This window comes from Pseudooceanicola sp. LIPI14-2-Ac024 (genome assembly GCF_042188925.1).
GTDB lineage: Bacteria > Pseudomonadota > Alphaproteobacteria > Rhodobacterales > Rhodobacteraceae > Pseudooceanicola.
Genome location: NZ_CP170102.1, coordinates 956,722 through 975,190 on the forward strand (window position 1 = coordinate 956,722; position 18,469 = coordinate 975,190).

Genomic DNA, 18,469 nt, shown 5'->3' on the forward strand with positions numbered 1-18,469 from the left:
GGACGGAGTAGATCAGATGACACGCCAGATGACAGGCGCCAAGATGGTGGTTCAGGCCCTCAGGGATCAGGGCGTGGACACGGTATTCGGCTATCCGGGCGGCGCCGTCCTGCCGATCTATGACGAGATCTTCCAGCAGAACGACATTCGCCACATCTTGGTGCGCCACGAACAGGGTGCAGTTCACGCGGCCGAGGGCTATGCTAGGTCGACCGGCAAGCCCGGCGTCGCGCTGGTGACCTCGGGGCCCGGGGCGACCAACGCGGTCACCGGGCTGACCGACGCGCTGATGGATTCGATCCCGATCATCGTGCTTTCGGGCCAGGTGCCGACCTTCATGATCGGCACCGACGGGTTCCAGGAGGCCGACACCGTCGGCATCACCCGCCCCTGCACCAAGCACAACTGGCTGGTCAGCGACACCGACACGCTGCCCGAGGTCATGCACAAGGCGTTCCACGTCGCCACCACCGGCCGTCCCGGCCCGGTGCTGATCGACATTCCCAAGGACGTCCAGTTCGCCTCCGGCACCTACAAGGCGCCGCCCAAGGGCTCGTCCTACCGCTACAACCCGCAGGTCAAGGGCGACATGGAGGAGATCACCGAACTGGTCGCCGCGCTCGAGACCGCGAAGCGGCCGGTGTTCTACACCGGCGGCGGCGTGATCAACTCGGGCCCCGCGGCCAGCCAGCTGCTGCGCGAACTGGTGGATGCCACCGGCGCGCCGATCACCTCGACCCTGATGGGCCTCGGCGCCTACCCGGCCTCGGGCAAGGGGTGGCTGGGCATGCTCGGGATGCACGGCCTCTACGAGGCCAACATGGCGATGCACGACTGCGACCTGCTGATCAACATCGGCGCGCGGTTCGACGACCGGATCACCGGCCGCATCGACGCCTTCAGCCCGCATTCGACCAAGGCGCATATCGACATCGACCCCTCGTCGATCAACAAGGTCGTCCGCGTCGACATCCCGATCGTCGGCGACGTGGCCCACGTGCTCGAGGACATCCTCAAGGTCTGGAAGGCGCGCGGCCGCAAGATGAACCGCGAGGGGCTCGCCAAGTGGTGGTCCAAGATCGAGGAATGGAAGGCGGTCAACTGCCTGCAATACAAGCCGTCGGAAGGCACGATCAAGCCGCAGTACGCGCTGGAGCGGCTCGAGGCGCTGACCAAGGGCCACGACCGCTACATCACGACCGAGGTCGGCCAGCACCAAATGTGGGCCGCGCAGTTCCTGCACTTCGAGGACCCGAACCGCTGGATGACAAGCGGCGGGCTCGGCACCATGGGCTATGGCTTCCCCGCCTCGATCGGCGTGCAGATGGCGCATCCCGACGCGCTCGTCATCAACGTCGCGGGCGAGGCATCCTGGCTGATGAACATGCAAGAGATGGGCACCGCGGTGCAGTTCCGCCTGCCGGTCAAGCAGTTCATCCTGAACAACGAACGCCTCGGCATGGTCCGCCAGTGGCAGGAGCTGCTGCACGGCGAACGCTATTCGCATTCCTGGTCCGAGGCGCTGCCCGATTTCGTCAAGCTGGCCGAGGCCTTCGGCGCCAAGGGCATCCTCTGCAAGGACCCGGCCGACCTCGACGACGCGATCATGGAGATGATCAATTACGACGGCCCGGTGATCTTCGACTGCCTCGTCGAGAAGCACGAGAACTGCTTCCCGATGATCCCGTCGGGCGAGCCGCACAACAAGATGCTGCTGGGCGACGCCAACACCAAGGACGCGATCAAGGAAGGGGGCGCGGTGCTGGTGTGATCGTCCGGGCCGCGGGGACGGTGCGTGCCAAGCACGCACCCTACCCCGCCGCCTCCGACGACCCACCCGTAGGGTGCGTGCTTGTCACGCACCGCCCGCACCACGCTCCCCCGCCATAGGACAGAGACGATGAACGCACTCCACATCAAGAAGGGCTCGACCAAGCACTCGGCCTACAACCTCCGCCCGCAGTTCAGCGACAAGCAGGAGACCCACACCCTCGCCGTCATCGTCGACAACGAACCGGGGGTTCTAGCCCGCGTCATCGGCCTGTTCGCCGGCCGCGGCTACAACATCGAAAGCCTGACCGTGGCCGAGGTGGATCACACCGGAAAGCTGTCGCGCATCACCATCGTCACCCGCGGCACGCCGCAGGTGATCGAACAGATCAAGGCGCAGTTGGGCCGCATCATCCCGGTGCACGAGGTGCACGACCTCACCGTCGAAGGCCCCTCGGTCGAACGGGAACTCGCGCTGCTGAAGGTGGCGGCGGATGGCGACAAGCGCGTGGAATCCCTGCGCCTGGCCGACATCTTCCGCGCCAACGTGGTGGATTCGACCCTGTCGAGCTTTGTCTTCGAAATCACCGGTACGCCGGAAAAGATCGACGCCTTCGCCGATCTCATGCGTCCGCTGGGGCTGGTGGAAATGGCGCGCACAGGCGTCGCCGCGCTGGCGCGCGGCAGCGCCTGATCCGGCCTAGACGACTGTCCAGACCGGCTCGTCGCGCTCCGGCGCGGCGGCCGCGGCGCGGCGCAGAGCCGCGAAGGGGATGATCACCGCGGTTTCGGCGGGATCGCCCGCTGCCGGTGCCGCGACCGGCGGGGCCGGCATCCGCGCGACATTGTCCCCGGCAGGCTCCGCCTCGTCCAGTTCGACCGACTTCAGCCGCCCGACCAGCGAGGGGTAGTGCCGCCCGGCAACCAGGGCCGGGTTGCGCACCAGGCGCCTTTGGCCGCCCTCCTCGACCTCGAACCGCACGAGGTCCCCGGCCGTCAGCGCAGGGGCCGCGCCCGGATGTGTGTATGCGTCGTAGTAGGCGAGATCACCGTGGTCCTCACACCAGATGACCGCCTTCGATTCCGCATCGTCGCTCCACAGAACAACTCCGAACATCGCCGTCCTCGACACCTAGGTTCCTATACATTCGAGATAAGCTTCGCGCTTGTTCGAAAAGTTGCACATTCCTCTTTATGCGACGGCGTTTCGAAATTTGTGTCGCCAAGTTTCGAAATTGGCGCTATATAACATCATTAGTGACGCGCATTAACGTCACGCCGCCGAAGGGGCGACGCGAAAGCGCACCCCGGCCCGCGGCAGGAGGAGATATCGGCTGCAAGGACACGTGCCATGAACCGAGTCGTGATAAATCCCGCCCGCGACATGACGGATCCCGTCGAGGTCCGCGGAATCTTTGGTGCCAACCTGCGTCAGCTCAGCGGCCGATACCCCTCGATTGCGGGCCTGTGTCGTGAACTCGGGATCAACCGGACCCAGTACAACCGCTATCTCTCGGGCGAGAGCTTTCCGCGGCCGGACGTCCTGCAACGGATCTGCACCTTCTTCGACACCGATGCGCGCATCCTGCTCGAACCGGTCGAGGAACTGACGCCGATCGCCTCGGACCTGCTGAACCACCCGGCGATCGCGCCCTTCGTCGGCAGCGATTCCACCTTTGTCCCCGAGGACATGCTGCCCGGCGGCATCTACCGCTTCTCGCGCCGCAGCTTCGTCGACAGCAACCTGGCGCTGACCGGCCTCGTCTACATCTTCCGCGCCGACGGCTACACGTTCGTCCGCGGCTACGAGGCCAAGGATGCCATGCGCCAGCAGGGCCTCGACGCCAAGGCCTCGGCCCGCGAGTTCCGCGGCATCTTCCTCAAGCAGGAAGAAGGCGTTGCCGCCCTGATCTCGCGCCGCCGGGCGATCACCTGCACCTTCAACTTCCTCAGCCGGGTGCCGGCGTTCGAGAACAATTTCTGGGTCGGCTACGTCACCCGCACGGTGGCCGAAACCATCGACGGCAACCGCGCGACGCGCATGGTCTATGAACACCTGAACGACGATTTCGGGTCGATCCTCAAGGTCGCGCGCCACACCGGGCTGGTCCGGCCCGACCAGCTTCCGGCGTTCCACCAGCGGCTGCTCCGCCTCGGCGAACCCTTCAACTGACTTGTCGCGGGGCGACACCTCGTGTCGCCCCCGAACGCGCCGCCCCCTCCGACGCGTGGCCCAATGGGCCATCGTCACGGAGGATGCCATGCCCGACACGATCACCGATTTCGCCGCGATCCGCCGCCCGGTGGCCGAGGCGCGCGGCCTGCCGAACCCGCATTACACCGATCCCGCGACACATGCGCGCGAGCGCGACCGCCTCTTCTTTGACACCTGGGCAGGGCTGGCCGTGGCGGCCGACGTGCCCGAGCCGGGCGATGCCCGCCCTGTCGATTACATGGGCGTGCCGCTCCTGCTGATCCGCGGCCGGGACGGCGCGGTGCGGGTGTTCCAGAACATCTGCCGCCACCGCGGCATGATCCTGGTCGCGGAACCCCGCCGGATCGAGGGCGCGATCCGCTGCCCCTACCATTCCTGGTGCTACGGCACCGATGGCCGGTTGGTCGCCACGCCCCATGTCGGCGGCCCCGGCATGAACACGCACGAGGCGATCGACAAGGCGACCCTCGGCCTGATCGAGGTCCGCAGCCATGTCTGGCGCGACGTCGTCTGGGTCAACCTTTCGGGCGACGCCCCGCCCTTCGAGGAGGTGCACGCCAACCTGATCGCCCGCTGGACCGATTTCGACCGCGCCCTGCACCACGGCGGCGCCGAAAGCCGGTTCACCCTCGACGTCAACTGCAACTGGAAGCTCGCGGTCGAGAATTACTGCGAAAGCTACCACCTGCCCTGGGTGCATCCCGGCCTGAACGCCTATTCCCGGCTCGAGGATCATTACAATATCGAAGCGCCGGGGCTCTATTCCGGCCAGGGCTCGACCCTTTATCGCCAGATCCGCGGAGCGGATGGCGCGACATTCCCCGACTTCCCCGCCCTGCCCGCCTATTGGGACACCGCCGCCGAATACGTCGCCCTCTATCCCAACGTGCTGCTCGGGGTGCACCGGGACCATGCCTTCACCATCATCCTGCAGCCGGTGTCGCAGGGCAGGACGGTGGAACACATCCACCTCTACTATGCCACCGACGACACCGCCCCGGACCTGCGCGCCGCCAATGCCGCCCAGTGGAAGACGGTGTTCCAAGAGGACATCTTCGTCGTCGAGGGGATGCAGGCCGGCCGCAGCGCACCGGGCTTTGACGGCGGACGCTTCTCTCCGGCGATGGACGGGCCGACGCATTGCTTCCACGACTGGGTGGCCGGGCGCCTGGCCGGGGTGCAGTGACCGCCCCGCGCGACCTGAACGCCGCGCTGCTGGCGGCGCATGACCGGGGCGACCTGCCCCGGCTCATCGCGCTCTACGCCGAGGCCGCGGATGGCGCCGCGCCCGAGGCGACCGGCTTCTTCCTGACCCAGGCCTACATCCTCGCGCTCGACTGCGGCGATGCGCGGGCACCGGACCTGCGGGCCCGGCTGGTCGCCATGGGCCGCGAAAGCCCTCAGCCCGCGCGCTCGGCCATGTAATCGCTCAGCCGCCGCAGCCCTTCCTCGATGTCGGCGGTGCTGGCGGCATAGGAAAACCGCAACGTCCCGCCGCCCCGCCGCGGATCGAAGTCGAGGCCCGGCGTCACCGCCACCCCCGCGCCCTCCAGCAGTTCCCGCGCGAAGGCGAGGCTGTTGTCGGTCAGGTCCGACACGTCGGCATAGACGTAGAACCCGCCATCCGGCGGCGCGATCTTGTCAAAGCCCGCGCGCGGCAGCCCCTCGATCATCAGGTCGCGGTTGCGGGCATAGGTCGCCAGGTTGCGGTCCAGCTCCGCCTCGCAGTCGAGCGCGGCCAGCGCCGCCACCTGGCTGGCGTGCGGCGCGCAGATGAAGAGGTGCTGCGCGATCCGCTCGACCCGGCGCACGTGGTCCTCTGGCACCACCATCCAGCCGACCCGCCACCCGGTCATCGAGAAGTACTTGGAAAACGAGTTGATGACATAGGCATCGTCGCCCAGTTCCAGCGCTGTGACCGAGGGCGCATCGTATTCCAGCCCGTGGTAGATCTCGTCCGAGATGAAGGCGGCCCCCCGCTCCCGGCAGGCCTGCATCAGGGCGCCGAGCGCCTCGCGCCCCAGCATTGTGCCGGCCGGGTTCGAGGGCGAAGCCACCAGCAACCCGTCGAGGTCATGCGCCGCGACATCCTCGGGCACCGGCTGGTAGCGCGCATTGGCCGAGGTCTCGATCAGCACCGGGTCGAGGTTCATCACCTTCAGGATCTGTCGGTAGGACGGATAGCCCGGCATCCCGATCCCCACCCGGTCCCCGGCATCGAAGAGCGACGCGAAGGCGAGCGAGAAGGCCCCCGACGATCCCGGCGTCACCACCACCCGGTCCGGGTTCAGGTCGACGTCGTACCACTCGCCGTAGAGCCGCGCGATCCGCTCGCGCAACTCGGTCAGGCCGAGCGTCACCGAATAGCCGAGCGCGCCCTCCTCCATCCCGCGCCGCAGCGCGTCCAATGCACCGGACGGGGCGGCGGTGCCGGGCTGGCCGACCTCCATGTGGATGATGTCGCGTCCGTCAGCCTCGGCGTCCTGGGCGGCCTTGATGACGTCCATCACAATGAATGGATCGACTTCTCCGCGCCTTGAAACCCGCATGACATTCTCCGACACTGTGGCTGATGGGGGCAGGACACAGGCTCCCGCCCGAGAGGTCAACAGCTGACCAAGAGATAATGAACATCGTGCCAAGATCATTGTGACCCTGCCGGGTCTTTCGCCAGCAGACGCCCGGTCCGGCCCCGTCGCGGCGCTTGGCAACCCGGCCCGAACGTGATCTGAGAGGCGCACCAGTCCAGGAGTACTCCATGCCCCGAACCGCCCCCATTGCCATTGCCCTCGCCCTCGCCCTCGGGCTTGCCGGCCCCGCGCTGGCCCAGTCGGGCTTCGACCCCGCCCAGATGAGCGACGCGCAGCGCGAGGCCTTCCGCGACGAGGTGCGCAACTACCTGATGGAGCACCCCGAGGTGATCCTCGAGGCGGTCAACGCGATGGAGCAGCGCCAGGCCGATGCCAAGGCGGCGCAGGACGTCGACCTCGTGCAGGTCAATGCCGATGCGATCTTTGACGACGGCTATTCCTGGGTCGGCGGCAACCCGGACGGCGACATCACCGTGGTCGAATTCATGGACTACCGCTGCGGCTATTGCCGCAAGGCCTTCGACGAGGTGAACGAACTGATCGCTAGCGACGGCAACATCCGCTTCGTGGTCAAGGAATTCCCGATCCTGGGCGAGGCCTCGGTCCTGTCATCGCGCTTTGCCGTCGCCGCCAAGCAGGTCGCCGGGGACGAGGCCTACCATGCGGTGCACGACGCGCTGATGGGCTTCACCGGCCAGCCGAACGAGGTCGAACTGACCCGCCTGGCCGAAAGCCTGGCGCTCGACCCCGCGCCGATCCTGGCCGCGATGGACAGCGACGCCGTCACGCAGGAGCTGAAGGACACCCGCGCCCTGGCCGAGCGTCTGCAGATCAACGGCACGCCGACCTTCGTGATCGGCGACCAGATGGTGCGCGGATACGTCCCGATCGACGGCATGCGCCAGATCGTCGAGGACGTGCGCACCGAGTGAGCCGCTGCACGGCGATTGACCGCCGCCCGCCGCCGACCTAGCGTCGCGGCGGGAGGGCCGCGCGATGACCAAGGACAAGCTCAGCTGGCAGGACTGGAGCCGCAGGCCCGAGCTCTGGCCCGACGAGTGGCGCGGCGCGGCCGAGGGCGCGGCGCTCGGCACCAACGTCACCGTCCTCTTCTACGAAACCGACGAGGTCGGCATCGGCCCGAAATGGCACGTGCATCCCTATGACGAGGTCTTCGTGATCCGGCAGGGCCGCGCGCTCTTCACCGTCGGCGACCGGAAACTCGAGGCCGAGACCGGCGATGTCGTCCTCGGCCCCGCCAATGTCCCGCACAAGTTCCACAACCTCGGCCCCGGCAAGCTGGTCACCGTCGACATCCACCAGAGCGACCGTTGGATCCAGACCGACCTGGACGACCCGGAACTTGGCTGAATGCCGCGGGACCGCACCGACGTGCCCGGCCCCACCTTCCTCTGGTCAAAGTATCCCCGCCGGAGGCACCGCGATCTGGCCTCCGGCCAGATCGCAAGGCATCGTGTGCGGCCTGCGTCGCAGGCCGCTCCGCCCTACTCCGCCGCCTGCGCCTCGGCCGTCATGAGCGCCTCGATCTCTTGGGCCTTCTTCTCGACCTGCTCGACGATGTGGTCGATCATCTGCTCGTTCGACATCCGGTGCGACTGCTTGCCGGCGAGGTAGACCATGCCGTTGCCCGCGCCGCCGCCGGTGAAGCCCACGTCGGTCATCAGCGCCTCGCCCGGCCCGTTGACCACGCAGCCGATGATCGACAGCGACATCGGCGTCTTCACGTGTTCCAGCCGATGCTCCAGCGCCTCGACCGTCTTGATCACGTCAAAGCCCTGCCGCGCACAGGACGGGCAGGAGATGATGTTCACCCCCCGGTGCCGCAGCCCGAGTGCCTTGAGGATCTCGAACCCCGCCTTCACCTCCTCGACCGGATCGGCCGAGAGGCTGACGCGCAGCGTGTCGCCGATCCCCATCCAGAGGAGGTTGCCCAGCCCGATCGCGCTCTTGATCGTGCCGCTCGTCAGCCCGCCGGCCTCGGTGATGCCGAGGTGGATCGGCGCATCGGTCGCCTCGGCCAGCGCCTGGTAGGCGGCGGCGGCCAGGAACACGTCCGAGGCCTTCACGCTGATCTTGTACTCGCGGAAATCGTTGTCCTCGAGGATGCGGATGTGGTCGAGCCCGCTTTCCACCATCGCGTCGGGGCACGGCTCGCCGTATTTCTCCAGCAGGTGCTTTTCGAGCGAGCCGGCGTTCACCCCGATCCGGATCGAACAACCGTGATCCTTGGCGGCGCGGATCACCTCGCGCACGCGGTCGGCCGAGCCGATGTTGCCGGGATTGATCCGCAGGCAGGCCGCGCCCGCCTCGGCCGCCTCGATCGCGCGCCTGTAGTGGAAATGGATGTCGGCGACGATCGGCACCGGGCTCTCGCGCACGATCTCCTTCAGCGCGCGGGTGGAGCTTTCGTCGGGGGTCGAGACCCGGACGATATCCGCCCCCGCCTCGGCCGCCTGCTGGACCTGCGCCACCGTCGCCGCCACGTCCGAGGTGTCGGTGTTCGTCATCGTCTGGACGCTGATCGGCGCGTCGCCCCCGACGGGCACGTTGCCGACCATGATCTGGCGGCTCTTGCGCCGCTCGATGTTGCGCCAGGGGCGGACGGGATTGTGCGACATGGGGCTATGCTCCGGTTTCCGGCAAGGGGCGGACGGGTGTCACGGCCACAGATAAACCCGCAGCATGACAGGCGCAATGCACCCGCGCGGTCACGTCGCGGTCGGGATCAGTCCTGGACGGTGGGACGCGGTTCGGCGGTGGTCACCGCCTCGGCCACGACCTTGGCGGCCACCGGGTCGGCGGTCAGGTCGGCGACCTGGTACTTGCCGGTCAGGTCACCCACCGACAGCGCCACGTCACGGATCGTGTTGGTGCCCTGCCCCGCCGGGCCGTAGAGTTCCCCGTTGACGCGGAAGTAGAGCGATCCGGACATCCCGGCACGCAGCATCGGCGCCTCTTCGGTCTGCGGCAGCTGGTAGCTTTCGCCCGCGTCGAGGATCTTTTCAAAGATGACAGACCCGTCGGCGGACCGCACCCGGACCCAGGCCGGGCGGACGGCAAAGATCGACACGCCGGGCGCCGGTTCCTCGACCACCTGCGGCGTCGCGCCGGGCAACGGTTCGGCGGCGGTATCGGCCTCGGCCACCGCGCGGCGCAGCGCCTCGTCGACATTGGTGGTGTCGTGGCGGCCGGTCAACGGCGTCAGGTCGCCGGTGAAGCTGCCGATGCGCGACGGATCGAGGGTCGAGATCGGCGCATCCCGCGCGACCATGACCGGCACGTCCAGCGCCTGCGGACGGTAGAGACGATCCAGCGCCTCGGCCGGGGGCGAGAACACGCCCGAGCCTTCGACGGTGGCGACATCCTCGGGCCGGGGCCGGGTCGCGCCTTCGAGCGGATCGAGGTCGGTCAGAACGTCGGGGGTGTTCTCCGACGGGGCGACCTGCACCCGCTGCACTTGGTTCAGCACGGTCCAGCCGCCATAGCCCAGCCCCGCGATCAGCGCGAGCAGGACAAAGGCCGACCCGATGGCCGAGGGTTCGATGCGGGCGAGGAAACCATCGCGTTCCGGCACGAAGGGCGTGCCGGGGCGCATGAACGGGTCCTTCTCGGGCGCCAGCTTGCGGCCGACGACCGGTTCGTCCTTGCGCTTGGACGACGCCTGGGCCGACACGCCGTGCGGCGTCGAGAAACCGCTCTCGGCGCAGAAGGTCGCAAAGACCTCGTCCGGGTTCATGTTCAGGTAGCGGGCGTAGGAGCGGACGTAACCGGCGATGAAGCCCGGCGTGTCGAACGCATCCGGATCGCAATTCTCGATGGCGGCGATGTAGGAGGCCTTGATGCGCAGCTCGCGCTGCACGTCGAGCAGGGACTTGCCCATCGTGGCGCGTTCGCCACGCATGACGTCCCCGAGCTTGAGCTCGAAATCATCGAAGCCTCTGGGCTGTGCCTCTGCCGCTTCGATGTCAGGCTGGAATCTACGCCGCATCGTTTAAGACTGCCCCATTCGTGGTTAGCGACCCGTTATCACCCCAACGATTCGAGTCACTCCATTGTTGGAGCAAGGTTATCACACAGGAAGGCGAAAGTAAGCCTAGAGGAAGGTTATCCTGCGAGCTCGGCGCGATTAAGCGCACAATGCGACCACAATTCATCCAATGCGTGGATCAACTTATCCATTTCGCGCGGTCCGTGGACCGGCGAAGGGGTAAAGCGCAGACGCTCGGTTCCCCGGGGCACGGTGGGGAAGTTGATCGGCTGGACGTAGATGCCGTAGCCATCCAGCAGCATGTCGCTCATCATCTTGGTGTGTTTCGGATCGCCGACGATCAGCGGCACGATGTGGCTGCCGTGGTCGATGATCGGCAGGCCCAGCCCCTTCAGCCGCAGCTTGAGGATGCTGGCCTGGGTCTGGTGCTGCTCGCGCAGCGCCTGGTCGGTCTTGAGGTGCCGGACCGAGGCCGCCGCCCCTGCCGCCACCGCCGGCGGGATCGAGGTCGAGAAGATGAAGCCCGGCGCGTAGGACCGGATCGCGTCGCACATCTTTTCAGATGCCGCGATGTAGCCGCCGTGCACGCCGTAGGCCTTGGCCAGCGTGCCGTTGATGATGTCGATCCGGTGCGCGAGGCGGTCGCGTTCCGTCACGCCGCCGCCGCGCGGGCCGTACATGCCGACCGCGTGCACCTCGTCAATGTAGGTCAGCGCGTTGTACTCGTCCGCCAGGTCGCAGATCGCCTCGATCGGGCCGAAATCGCCGTCCATCGAATAGACGGACTCGAACGCGATCAGCTTGGGCGCGGCGGGATCGTCGGCCTCCAGCAGCTCGCGCAGGTGGTCGAGGTCGTTGTGCCGGAAAATCCGCTTGGCCCCGCCGTTGCGGCGCACGCCCTCGATCATCGAGGCGTGGTTCAGCGCGTCGGAATAGATGATGAGCCCCGGAAAGAGCTTGGGCAGCGTCGACAGCGTCGCGTCGTTGGCGACATAGGCCGAGGTAAAGACCAACGCGGCCTCTTTCCCGTGCAGGTCGGCCAGCTCCGCTTCGAGCGCCTTGTGATAGATCGTCGTGCCCGAAATGTTGCGCGTGCCGCCCGATCCTGCGCCCGCGGCATCCAGCGCGTCATGCATCGCGGCCAGCACCACCGGGTGCTGCCCCATGCCGAGATAGTCGTTGCCGCACCAGACGGTCACCGGCTGCATCTCTCCGTCGGGACGGTGCCAGGTGGCATGCGGGAAGGTGCCGTTGTGGCGAACGATATCGATGAAGGTCCGGTAGCGGCCTTCCTCGTGCAATTCGTTCAGCTTCCTGTCCAGATGCGCCGAATAGTCCATCTCGGCTCGCCCTCCGTTGCTTGCGGCGCGGTTGCGCGGCTGGCCCTTGGCATGGCGCACATGCGCTGGCCGGGACGTGCCCGCAATATAGCCACGTTTCGGGTTCCACAACAGCTTTAGGCGCGACAGAACGGCGCGACCTTGATCCAGGTCAACGAGTTGCCCGCTTGCCGAAAGGTAAATCTCCCGGTATTATCAATGCATTAAAAACAATTCGGGAGATATGCCCGGATAATGGAACGTCTTCGCGTCAAAACCCTTTCAAATCGGCGCCGTATGGCCGACGTCGGGCCCATCCGCTGGACTCGCCCCCCGTCGCTGGTAGGTTCGCCGTAACTATTTCAAGGAGTTCGCCAAATGGCCCTGGACGCAGTCCTGTCCCGCATCGATACCGACCTCTCGGCCGCCACCGACCGGCTGATCGAGCTTCTGCGGATCCCCTCGATCTCGACCGACCCGGCCTTCAAGGACAAGTGCCAGGATGCGGCCGACTGGCTGGTCGCCGATCTCCGGTCGATGGGGATCGAGGCCGAAAAGCGCCCGACACCCGGCCACCCGATGGTCGTGGGCCATGTCGAGGGCGACGGCCCGCACATCCTGTTCTACGGCCACTACGACGTGCAGCCGGTCGATCCGCTGAACCTCTGGGACCGCGATCCGTTCGATCCCGCGCTCGAGGACACCGCCGCCGGCAAGGTGATCCGCGGCCGCGGCTCGTCCGACGACAAAGGCCAGCTGATGACCTTTGTCGAGGCCTGCCGCGCGTGGAAGGCGGTGAACGGCTCCCTGCCCTGCAGGATCACCTTCTTCTTCGAGGGCGAAGAGGAATCCGGCTCCCCCTCTCTCGTCCCCTTCATGAAGGAGAACGCGAAAGAGCTGAAAGCCGACCTCGCCCTGATCTGCGACACCGGCCTCTTCGGCGAGGAAACGCCTGCCATCATCACCATGCTGCGCGGCCTGCTGGGCGAGGAACTGACCATCACCGGCCCCGCCAAGGACCTGCATTCCGGCATGTTCGGCGGCATCGCGATGAACCCGATCCGCGTGCTGGCCAAGATCATCGCCTCGCTGCACGACGCCACCGGCCGCGTCACCGTTCCGGGGTTTTATGACGGCGTGCCAGAGCTTTCGCCGGAGATCCTCGACCAGTGGAAGAACCTCGGCTTCGACCCGGCGCAGTTCCTCGGCCCGGTGGGCCTGTCGGACCCAGCCGGCGAAGAGGCCTACACCCCGCTCGAGATGATATGGTCGCGACCGACCTGCGAGGTGAACGGCATCTGGGGCGGCTACAACGGCGACGGCTTCAAGACCGTGCTGCCCTCCAAGGCCAGCGCCAAGATCTCCTTCCGCCTCGTCGGCCAGCAGGACCCGTTGAAAATCCGCGAGAACTTCCGCGCCTACGTGAAATCCATGCTGCCGCCCGACTGCGAGGTCGAGTTCAAGGGCCACGGCGCCAGCCCGGCCGGGCAGATGGAAACCGGCGACCCGGCCTTCGAGGCGGCCCGCCGCGCCCTGTCCGACGAATGGCCCCGCCCCGCCGCCTATGTCGGCTGCGGCGGCTCGATCCCGATCGCGGGCTACTTCAAGTCGATCCTCGGCATGGACGCCATGCTGATCGGCTTCGGCAAGGACGACGACCAGATCCATTCTCCGAACGAGAAATACGATCTTAACTCCTTTCATAAAGGAATCCGGTCCTGGGCCCGCGTGCTGGACGCCATCACCAAGGCATGATCCCGGCATGACCACCGGCGGCCCTTTCAGGAGGGCCGCATGGTTCTGGACATCGACGCCGAAATTCACGCCCGCATCGCCGCAATGGAGGCCGAGCCGCAGGCCTCCACGGACCCCGCGGCGGTGCGGCGCGAAATCCTCTTCGTGCAGGACACCGTGCACACCACCGGAACGGACACCGGGATCGACCTCGGCGGCGTGCCCCGTGCCGTGGCGCAGATCGAGGTCAACGGCATCGCCTCGCCCGCCTCGACGGTGACGCGCGGCATCATCCGCTTCCGCCCCGAGGACCGCCTGCGCCCGCCCTACTTCAAGGAAGAGGACCGGACCATCCGCCTCTGGCTCGACATCCGCCACCTCGACCACGTGGCGATGCAGCTCGGCCACCGCAAACGCTATCTCTGGATCGGCATCTGGCCCGACGGCTACACCTACGCCGACCTGCATTCGCGGCCCTAGCCGCGGCATCCCCCCGCACACGTACCGAATGCCGCGCGCCGCCCGTCGGGGCGGTCGCTGCGGACATCGGTGCTTTCGGAAGAAAGTGGCGCGGTTGACGGGGCTCGAACCCGCGACCCCCGGCGTGACAGGCCGGTACTCTAACCAACTGAGCTACAACCGCGCATGACGTGCGGGATACGCTGGTGGACGGGGCAGTGGCGCGGTTGACGGGGCTCGAACCCGCGACCCCCGGCGTGACAGGCCGGTACTCTAACCAACTGAGCTACAACCGCTCGCTGCCCGTCCGGGCGCGCCCGAACGTGAAGGGCCTTCTATGGGCAACCCCCGCCCCCGTCAAGCGGGTTCCGGCAAGGAAATGTCACATTGCCCATACGTCGCCCGCGCCCGCGCGGACACCCGCCCGCCGGGGCCCGGCCAACCCCGCTTCATCGTTCGGAAAATACACCCGCCAAGGGCTTCGCACCGCCACGGGCGGCGCGGTTTCACGATCAGAACGGCACGTCGTCCGCGCCCATGACGAACTTCGCCACCACCTTCTTTTGGCCCGCCTTGTCGAACGCGATGTCGAGCTTGTCGCCCTCGATCCCGGTGATCGCGCCATAGCCGAACTTCTGGTGGAACACCCGTTCCCCGACCGTGTAGGCACTGATCGCTGTGGCATCGATGACCTGCGTCCGCACCTCCTGCGGCTGCGCCATCGGGCGGTTCGTCTGGCGCTCCTGCATCCGCTTCCAGCCGGGCGAATTGTAGACGTCCGCGCGCGAGGCGCGGTCGTGGATCTGGCTCTGCATGCCCGCCGCGCCGAATCCCCCGCCGTAGAGGCCCGGCGGCGTCAGCACGTCGACGTGATCCTCGGGCAGCTCGTCGATGAACCGCGACGGCAGCGCCGACTGCCACTGCCCGAACACCCGTCGGTTGCCGGCAAAGGAAATGGTGCACAGCTCCTCGGCGCGGGTGATGCCGACATAGGCCAGCCGCCGCTCTTCCTCGAGCCCCTTCAGCCCGCTCTCGTCCATCGAGCGCTGCGAGGGGAAGAGCCCGTCTTCCCACCCCGGCAGGAAGACCGCCGGGAATTCAAGCCCCTTGGCCGCGTGCAGGGTCATGATCGACACCTTGGCGCCCTCGGTCTCGGATTCGTTGTCCATCACGAGGCTGACGTGTTCCAGGAACCCCTGCAGGTTGTCGAAGGCCTCAAGGTGCGACACCAGTTCCTTGAGGTTCTCGAGCCGCCCCGGCGCCTCGGGCGTCTTGTCGTTCTGCCACATCTCGGTGTAGCCCGACTCGTCCAGGATCTGCTCGGCCAGCTCGACATGGGTGACCAGGTTCTTCGGCGGCGCGGGCAGTTCGTCCAGCACCACCGCGTCGTCGTCCACCGTCGGCTGGTTCAGCCCGTGGAACCGCGCCACCGCGTGCCAGCGGTCGATCTGGTCGACCAGAGCCGACAGCTGCGCCGCCCCCTTCCCGGTGAGCGCCCGGTCCTGCAGCATCAGCCGCGCGCCATCCAGCAGCGACACCCCGTTCGCCCGCGCAAAGACCTGCATCTTCTGCTGCGCCTTGTCGCCCAGTCCACGCTTCGGCGTGTTCACGATCCGCTCGAAGGCAAGGTCGTCGTCGGGGCTGACCACGACGCGGAAATAGGCCATGGCATCGCGGATCTCCATCCGCTCGTAGAATCGCGGGCCGCCGATCACGCGGTAGGGCAGACCGATGGTCAGGAACCGGTCCTCGAAGGCGCGCATCTGATGCGAGGCACGCACCAGGATCGCCATCTCGTCGAGGCTCATCGCCGGGCCGCCGCGCGTGCCGCGCTGCATCGCCTCGATCTCCTCGCCGACCCAGCGGGCCTCCTCGTCGCCGTCCCAGTGGCCGATCAGGCGCACCTTTTCGCCCTCCTCCGCCTCGGTCCAGAGCTCCTTGCCGAGCCGCCCCTGGTTGCCCCGGATCACCCCCGCCGCCGCCGCCAAGATATGCGGGGTCGAACGGTAGTTCTGTTCCAGCCGCACCACCTTGGCGCCCGGGAAATCCTTTTCGAACCGCAGGATGTTGCCCACCTCGGCGCCGCGCCAGCCATAGATCGACTGGTCGTCGTCACCGACACAGCAGATGTTCTTGTGCGCCGCCGCCAGCAGCCGCAGCCAGAGGTACTGCGCGGTATTGGTGTCCTGGTACTCGTCCACGAGGATGTAGCGGAACCAGCGCTGGTACTGCGCCAGCACGTCCTCGTGCGCCTGGAAGATCGTGACCATGTGCAGCAGCAGGTCGCCGAAATCCGTCGCGTTCAGCTCTTTCAGGCGGCGCTGGTACTGGTCGTAGATCTCGGTCCCGCGGTTGTTGTAGGCCGCGGCCTCGGAGGCGGGCACCTGCTCGGGCGTCCAGGCGCGGTTCTTCCAGCTGTCGATGATCCCCGCGATCATCCGCGTCGGCCATCGCTTGTCGTCGATGTTGTTGGCTGCGATCAGCTGTTTCAGCAGCCGGATCTGGTCGTCCGTGTCGAGGATAGTAAAGTTCGACTTCAGCCCCACCAGTTCCGCGTGCCGGCGCAGCAGTTTGACACAGATCGAATGGAAGGTGCCCATCCAGGGCATGCCCTCGGCCGGCTGGCCCAGCATCCGGCCGACCCGTTCCTTCATCTCGCGCGCGGCCTTGTTGGTAAAGGTCACGGCGAGGATCTCGTTCGGGCGCGCGCGCCCGGTCATCAACAGGTGCACGATCCGGGTGGTCAGCGCCTTGGTCTTGCCGGTGCCGGCGCCCGCCAGCATCAGCACGGGACCATCCAGCGCCTCGACCGCGGCGCGCTGCGCCGGGTTCAGCTCGTCCAGGTACGGGGTAGGCCGGGCCGCCATCGCCCGCGACGACAGCGATGCGGCGGCCGCGCCTTCGAAGGCGTCGAATTCGTCATGACTGCTCATGCCGCCATCCTAGCGCCGAACGGGCCCGAGCGAAAGAGCGTGTTCACGTCTTGTTCACATGGATTTTCCCGCCCGCCCGGCGTCCGGCAAGCCGCTGTGCAGACTTGTGAATCCCGCACGCTCCATCTTGCCAATCCCGCCGCCCGCGGACACTGTCGCGCGGCCATGATGCTCGACCTCGATTACCCGACAATCCCCGACCTGCGCGCCCGCGCCAAGCGTCGCATTCCCCATTTCGCGTGGGAGTACCTCGACAGCGGCACCGGCGGCGACCTCGCCCTGCGCCGCTCGCGCGAGGCGCTCGACCAGGTGATCCTCGCGCCGCAGGTCCTCGCCGGACGCACGGTGCCGGATCTCTCCACCACCTTCCTGGGCCGGCACTACGCCAAGCCGTTCGGCGTCTCGCCCGTCGGCATGACCGGCCTCTTCTGGCCGGGCGCCGAGGTGACGCTGGCGCAGAACGCGGTCCGGGACGGGCTGCCCTTCGGCCTCTCGACCGTCGCCGCCGCCTCGGTCGAGGATCTCGCCCCGCATATCGGCGACAACGGCTGGTTCCAGCTCTATCCCCCGGCGGTGCCCGAACACTGCGAGGACCTGCTGAAGCGTGCGAAGGCCGCGGGCTTCCACACGCTGATCCTCACCGTCGACGTGCCCGGCCCCTCGCGCCGCGAGCGGCAGCGCCGCGGCGGGCTGCGCACCCCGCCCGGCATCACCCCGCGGCTCTTCCTGCAATCGGTGATGCGTCCGCACTGGGCCATGGCCGTGGCCCGCGCCGGCGTGCCCTCGGTCCGCGGGCTGGCCAAGTACCATTCCAGCGCCGAACCCGCCCGCCACGTCGGCCTCGCCCCGCATGCCGCGCCCGACTGGGACCTGCTGAAGCGCCTGCGCGACCTCTGGGACGGCCCGATCGTCGCCAAGGGCGTGCTTGTCCCGGCCGAGGCACAGGCCCTCAAGGCGGCCGGCATCGACGCGATCTGGGTCTCGAACCACGGCGGGCGCCAGTTCGACGGCGGCCCGGGGGCGGCCACCGCCCTGCCCCTCGTCCGCGCCGCGGTCGGCCCGGACTTCCCGCTGGTCTACGACGGCGCGACCGAGTCGGGGCTCGACGTGCTGCGCGCCATCGCGCTCGGCGCCGATCTCGTGATGCTGGGCCGCGCCTGGCTCTGGGGGGTTGCCGCCTTCGGCGCCGAGGGGGCCGCCCACGTGGGCCACATCCTGACCGAGGACATGACGTCCGGCATGGTCCAGATGGGCCTCACCCGCCCGGAAGAGGTCCGGACCCGCCTCTGGGCCTCCCACGCCTGACCCCGGCCCGGCCTTCCTCTGGTACCCGTATCCTCGGGGGGTGAATTGAGCCGCAGGCTCAAGAGGGGGCAGACAGCCCCCCTTCCCACCCGCGCCGGACGTCCGCTTCCCGGACATGCGCGCCCCGCCCCGCG

Annotated in this window: 16 protein-coding genes and 2 tRNA genes; 10 read left to right on the top strand and 8 right to left on the bottom strand. The window is 67.5% G+C overall.

Features of this window, described 5'->3' with window-relative positions:
* Positions 1 to 16 precede the first annotated feature (16 nt).
* On the top strand, positions 17 to 1,771 hold the full coding sequence (locus ACE2AC_RS04635; protein WP_375690952.1) for an acetolactate synthase 3 large subunit: 1,755 nt from the start codon (positions 17 to 19) through the stop codon (positions 1,769 to 1,771).
* Between the two features lie 129 nt (positions 1,772 to 1,900).
* Positions 1,901 to 2,464 (top strand): acetolactate synthase small subunit, encoded by a 564-nt coding sequence (gene ilvN / locus ACE2AC_RS04640; protein WP_375690953.1) that lies wholly within the window; start codon positions 1,901 to 1,903, stop codon positions 2,462 to 2,464.
* A gap of 6 nt (positions 2,465 to 2,470) precedes the next feature.
* On the opposite strand, the gene ACE2AC_RS04645 is transcribed toward ilvN, so the two are convergent.
* Positions 2,471 to 2,887 (bottom strand): hypothetical protein, encoded by a 417-nt coding sequence (locus tag ACE2AC_RS04645; RefSeq protein WP_375690954.1) that lies wholly within the window; start codon positions 2,885 to 2,887, stop codon positions 2,471 to 2,473.
* A 234-nt stretch (positions 2,888 to 3,121) separates the two neighbouring features.
* Here ACE2AC_RS04645 and ACE2AC_RS04650 point away from each other — a divergent pair, with 234 nt between their 5' ends.
* The 3 genes from ACE2AC_RS04650 to ACE2AC_RS04660 all read left to right on the top strand — a co-directional run bounded on the left by ACE2AC_RS04650 (position 3,122) and on the right by ACE2AC_RS04660 (position 5,410).
* Positions 3,122 to 3,943, top strand: a complete 822-nt coding sequence (locus ACE2AC_RS04650; protein ID WP_375690955.1) for a helix-turn-helix domain-containing protein — start codon at positions 3,122 to 3,124, stop codon at positions 3,941 to 3,943.
* Between the two features lie 88 nt (positions 3,944 to 4,031).
* A complete protein-coding gene (locus ACE2AC_RS04655; RefSeq protein ID WP_375690956.1) occupies positions 4,032 to 5,171 on the top strand; it encodes an aromatic ring-hydroxylating dioxygenase subunit alpha in 1,140 nt (379 codons plus the stop codon).
* Positions 5,168 to 5,410 carry a hypothetical protein gene (locus ACE2AC_RS04660; RefSeq protein WP_375690957.1) on the top strand — a complete coding sequence of 81 codons (243 nt, stop codon included), beginning with the start codon at positions 5,168 to 5,170 and terminating at the stop codon, positions 5,408 to 5,410. The genes ACE2AC_RS04655 and ACE2AC_RS04660 overlap by 4 nt, the downstream gene beginning before the upstream one ends.
* Here ACE2AC_RS04660 and ACE2AC_RS04665 read toward each other — a convergent pair.
* A complete protein-coding gene (locus ACE2AC_RS04665; protein ID WP_375690958.1) occupies positions 5,386 to 6,534 on the bottom strand; it encodes a pyridoxal phosphate-dependent aminotransferase in 1,149 nt (382 codons plus the stop codon). The two genes, ACE2AC_RS04660 and ACE2AC_RS04665, sit on opposite strands and share 25 nt — an antisense overlap.
* A gap of 209 nt (positions 6,535 to 6,743) precedes the next feature.
* Between ACE2AC_RS04665 and ACE2AC_RS04670 the strand changes: the two genes are divergently transcribed.
* Positions 6,744 to 7,508 (top strand): DsbA family protein, encoded by a 765-nt coding sequence (locus ACE2AC_RS04670; RefSeq protein WP_375690959.1) that lies wholly within the window; start codon positions 6,744 to 6,746, stop codon positions 7,506 to 7,508.
* A 64-nt stretch (positions 7,509 to 7,572) separates the two neighbouring features.
* Positions 7,573 to 7,947, top strand: coding sequence for a cupin domain-containing protein (locus tag ACE2AC_RS04675; protein WP_375690960.1), 375 nt, complete (start codon positions 7,573 to 7,575; stop codon positions 7,945 to 7,947).
* 134 nt (positions 7,948 to 8,081) lie between these two features.
* On the opposite strand, the gene ispG is transcribed toward ACE2AC_RS04675, so the two are convergent.
* The 3 genes from ispG to hemA all read right to left on the bottom strand — a co-directional run bounded on the left by ispG (position 8,082) and on the right by hemA (position 11,925).
* Complete coding sequence (ispG, locus tag ACE2AC_RS04680) at positions 8,082 to 9,215, bottom strand: flavodoxin-dependent (E)-4-hydroxy-3-methylbut-2-enyl-diphosphate synthase (protein WP_375690961.1); 1,134 nt, start codon at positions 9,213 to 9,215, stop codon at positions 8,082 to 8,084.
* A gap of 107 nt (positions 9,216 to 9,322) precedes the next feature.
* The gene (locus ACE2AC_RS04685) at positions 9,323 to 10,585 is read right to left on the bottom strand and encodes a helix-turn-helix domain-containing protein (protein WP_375690962.1); all 1,263 of its coding nucleotides are present in this window, start codon (positions 10,583 to 10,585) and stop codon (positions 9,323 to 9,325) included.
* 116 nt (positions 10,586 to 10,701) lie between these two features.
* Entirely contained in the window at positions 10,702 to 11,925 is a 1,224-nt protein-coding gene (gene hemA, locus ACE2AC_RS04690; RefSeq protein WP_375690963.1) for a 5-aminolevulinate synthase, read from the bottom strand.
* Between the two features lie 357 nt (positions 11,926 to 12,282).
* Between hemA and ACE2AC_RS04695 the strand changes: the two genes are divergently transcribed.
* Both ACE2AC_RS04695 and ACE2AC_RS04700 read left to right on the top strand, forming a co-directional pair.
* Positions 12,283 to 13,659, top strand: a complete 1,377-nt coding sequence (locus ACE2AC_RS04695; RefSeq protein WP_375690964.1) for a M20/M25/M40 family metallo-hydrolase — start codon at positions 12,283 to 12,285, stop codon at positions 13,657 to 13,659.
* Between the two features lie 39 nt (positions 13,660 to 13,698).
* Positions 13,699 to 14,118 (top strand): hypothetical protein, encoded by a 420-nt coding sequence (locus ACE2AC_RS04700; protein ID WP_375690965.1) that lies wholly within the window; start codon positions 13,699 to 13,701, stop codon positions 14,116 to 14,118.
* An 86-nt stretch (positions 14,119 to 14,204) separates the two neighbouring features.
* Here ACE2AC_RS04700 and ACE2AC_RS04705 read toward each other — a convergent pair.
* The 3 genes from ACE2AC_RS04705 to ACE2AC_RS04715 all read right to left on the bottom strand — a co-directional run bounded on the left by ACE2AC_RS04705 (position 14,205) and on the right by ACE2AC_RS04715 (position 17,030).
* A tRNA-Asp gene (locus tag ACE2AC_RS04705) sits at positions 14,205 to 14,281 on the bottom strand.
* Positions 14,282 to 14,316: 35 nt separating this feature from the next.
* Positions 14,317 to 14,393: transfer RNA gene (locus ACE2AC_RS04710), tRNA-Asp, on the bottom strand.
* 216 nt (positions 14,394 to 14,609) lie between these two features.
* Positions 14,610 to 17,030, bottom strand: coding sequence for an ATP-dependent helicase (locus ACE2AC_RS04715; RefSeq protein WP_375690966.1), 2,421 nt, complete (start codon positions 17,028 to 17,030; stop codon positions 14,610 to 14,612).
* 165 nt (positions 17,031 to 17,195) lie between these two features.
* Between ACE2AC_RS04715 and ACE2AC_RS04720 the strand changes: the two genes are divergently transcribed.
* Positions 17,196 to 18,335 carry an alpha-hydroxy acid oxidase gene (locus ACE2AC_RS04720; RefSeq protein WP_375690967.1) on the top strand — a complete coding sequence of 380 codons (1,140 nt, stop codon included), beginning with the start codon at positions 17,196 to 17,198 and terminating at the stop codon, positions 18,333 to 18,335.
* Positions 18,336 to 18,469: the final 134 nt, after the last annotated feature.

What these genes read in the sequence shown, in the direction of transcription:
- ACE2AC_RS04635 (WP_375690952.1), top strand. Translation starts at nt 17, where the DNA reads ATGACACGCCAGATGACAGGCGCCAAGATGGTGGTTCAGGCCCTCAGG.
- ilvN (WP_375690953.1), top strand. Translation starts at nt 1,901, where the DNA reads ATGAACGCACTCCACATCAAGAAGGGCTCGACCAAGCACTCGGCCTAC.
- ACE2AC_RS04645 (WP_375690954.1), bottom strand. Translation starts at nt 2,887, where the DNA reads ATGTTCGGAGTTGTTCTGTGGAGCGACGATGCGGAATCGAAGGCGGTC.
- ACE2AC_RS04650 (WP_375690955.1), top strand. Translation starts at nt 3,122, where the DNA reads ATGAACCGAGTCGTGATAAATCCCGCCCGCGACATGACGGATCCCGTC.
- ACE2AC_RS04655 (WP_375690956.1), top strand. Translation starts at nt 4,032, where the DNA reads ATGCCCGACACGATCACCGATTTCGCCGCGATCCGCCGCCCGGTGGCC.
- ACE2AC_RS04665 (WP_375690958.1), bottom strand. Translation starts at nt 6,534, where the DNA reads ATGCGGGTTTCAAGGCGCGGAGAAGTCGATCCATTCATTGTGATGGAC.
- ACE2AC_RS04670 (WP_375690959.1), top strand. Translation starts at nt 6,744, where the DNA reads ATGCCCCGAACCGCCCCCATTGCCATTGCCCTCGCCCTCGCCCTCGGG.
- ACE2AC_RS04675 (WP_375690960.1), top strand. Translation starts at nt 7,573, where the DNA reads ATGACCAAGGACAAGCTCAGCTGGCAGGACTGGAGCCGCAGGCCCGAG.
- ispG (WP_375690961.1), bottom strand. Translation starts at nt 9,215, where the DNA reads ATGTCGCACAATCCCGTCCGCCCCTGGCGCAACATCGAGCGGCGCAAG.
- ACE2AC_RS04685 (WP_375690962.1), bottom strand. Translation starts at nt 10,585, where the DNA reads ATGCGGCGTAGATTCCAGCCTGACATCGAAGCGGCAGAGGCACAGCCC.
- hemA (WP_375690963.1), bottom strand. Translation starts at nt 11,925, where the DNA reads ATGGACTATTCGGCGCATCTGGACAGGAAGCTGAACGAATTGCACGAG.
- ACE2AC_RS04695 (WP_375690964.1), top strand. Translation starts at nt 12,283, where the DNA reads ATGGCCCTGGACGCAGTCCTGTCCCGCATCGATACCGACCTCTCGGCC.
- ACE2AC_RS04700 (WP_375690965.1), top strand. Translation starts at nt 13,699, where the DNA reads ATGGTTCTGGACATCGACGCCGAAATTCACGCCCGCATCGCCGCAATG.
- ACE2AC_RS04715 (WP_375690966.1), bottom strand. Translation starts at nt 17,030, where the DNA reads ATGAGCAGTCATGACGAATTCGACGCCTTCGAAGGCGCGGCCGCCGCA.
- ACE2AC_RS04720 (WP_375690967.1), top strand. Translation starts at nt 17,196, where the DNA reads ATGATGCTCGACCTCGATTACCCGACAATCCCCGACCTGCGCGCCCGC.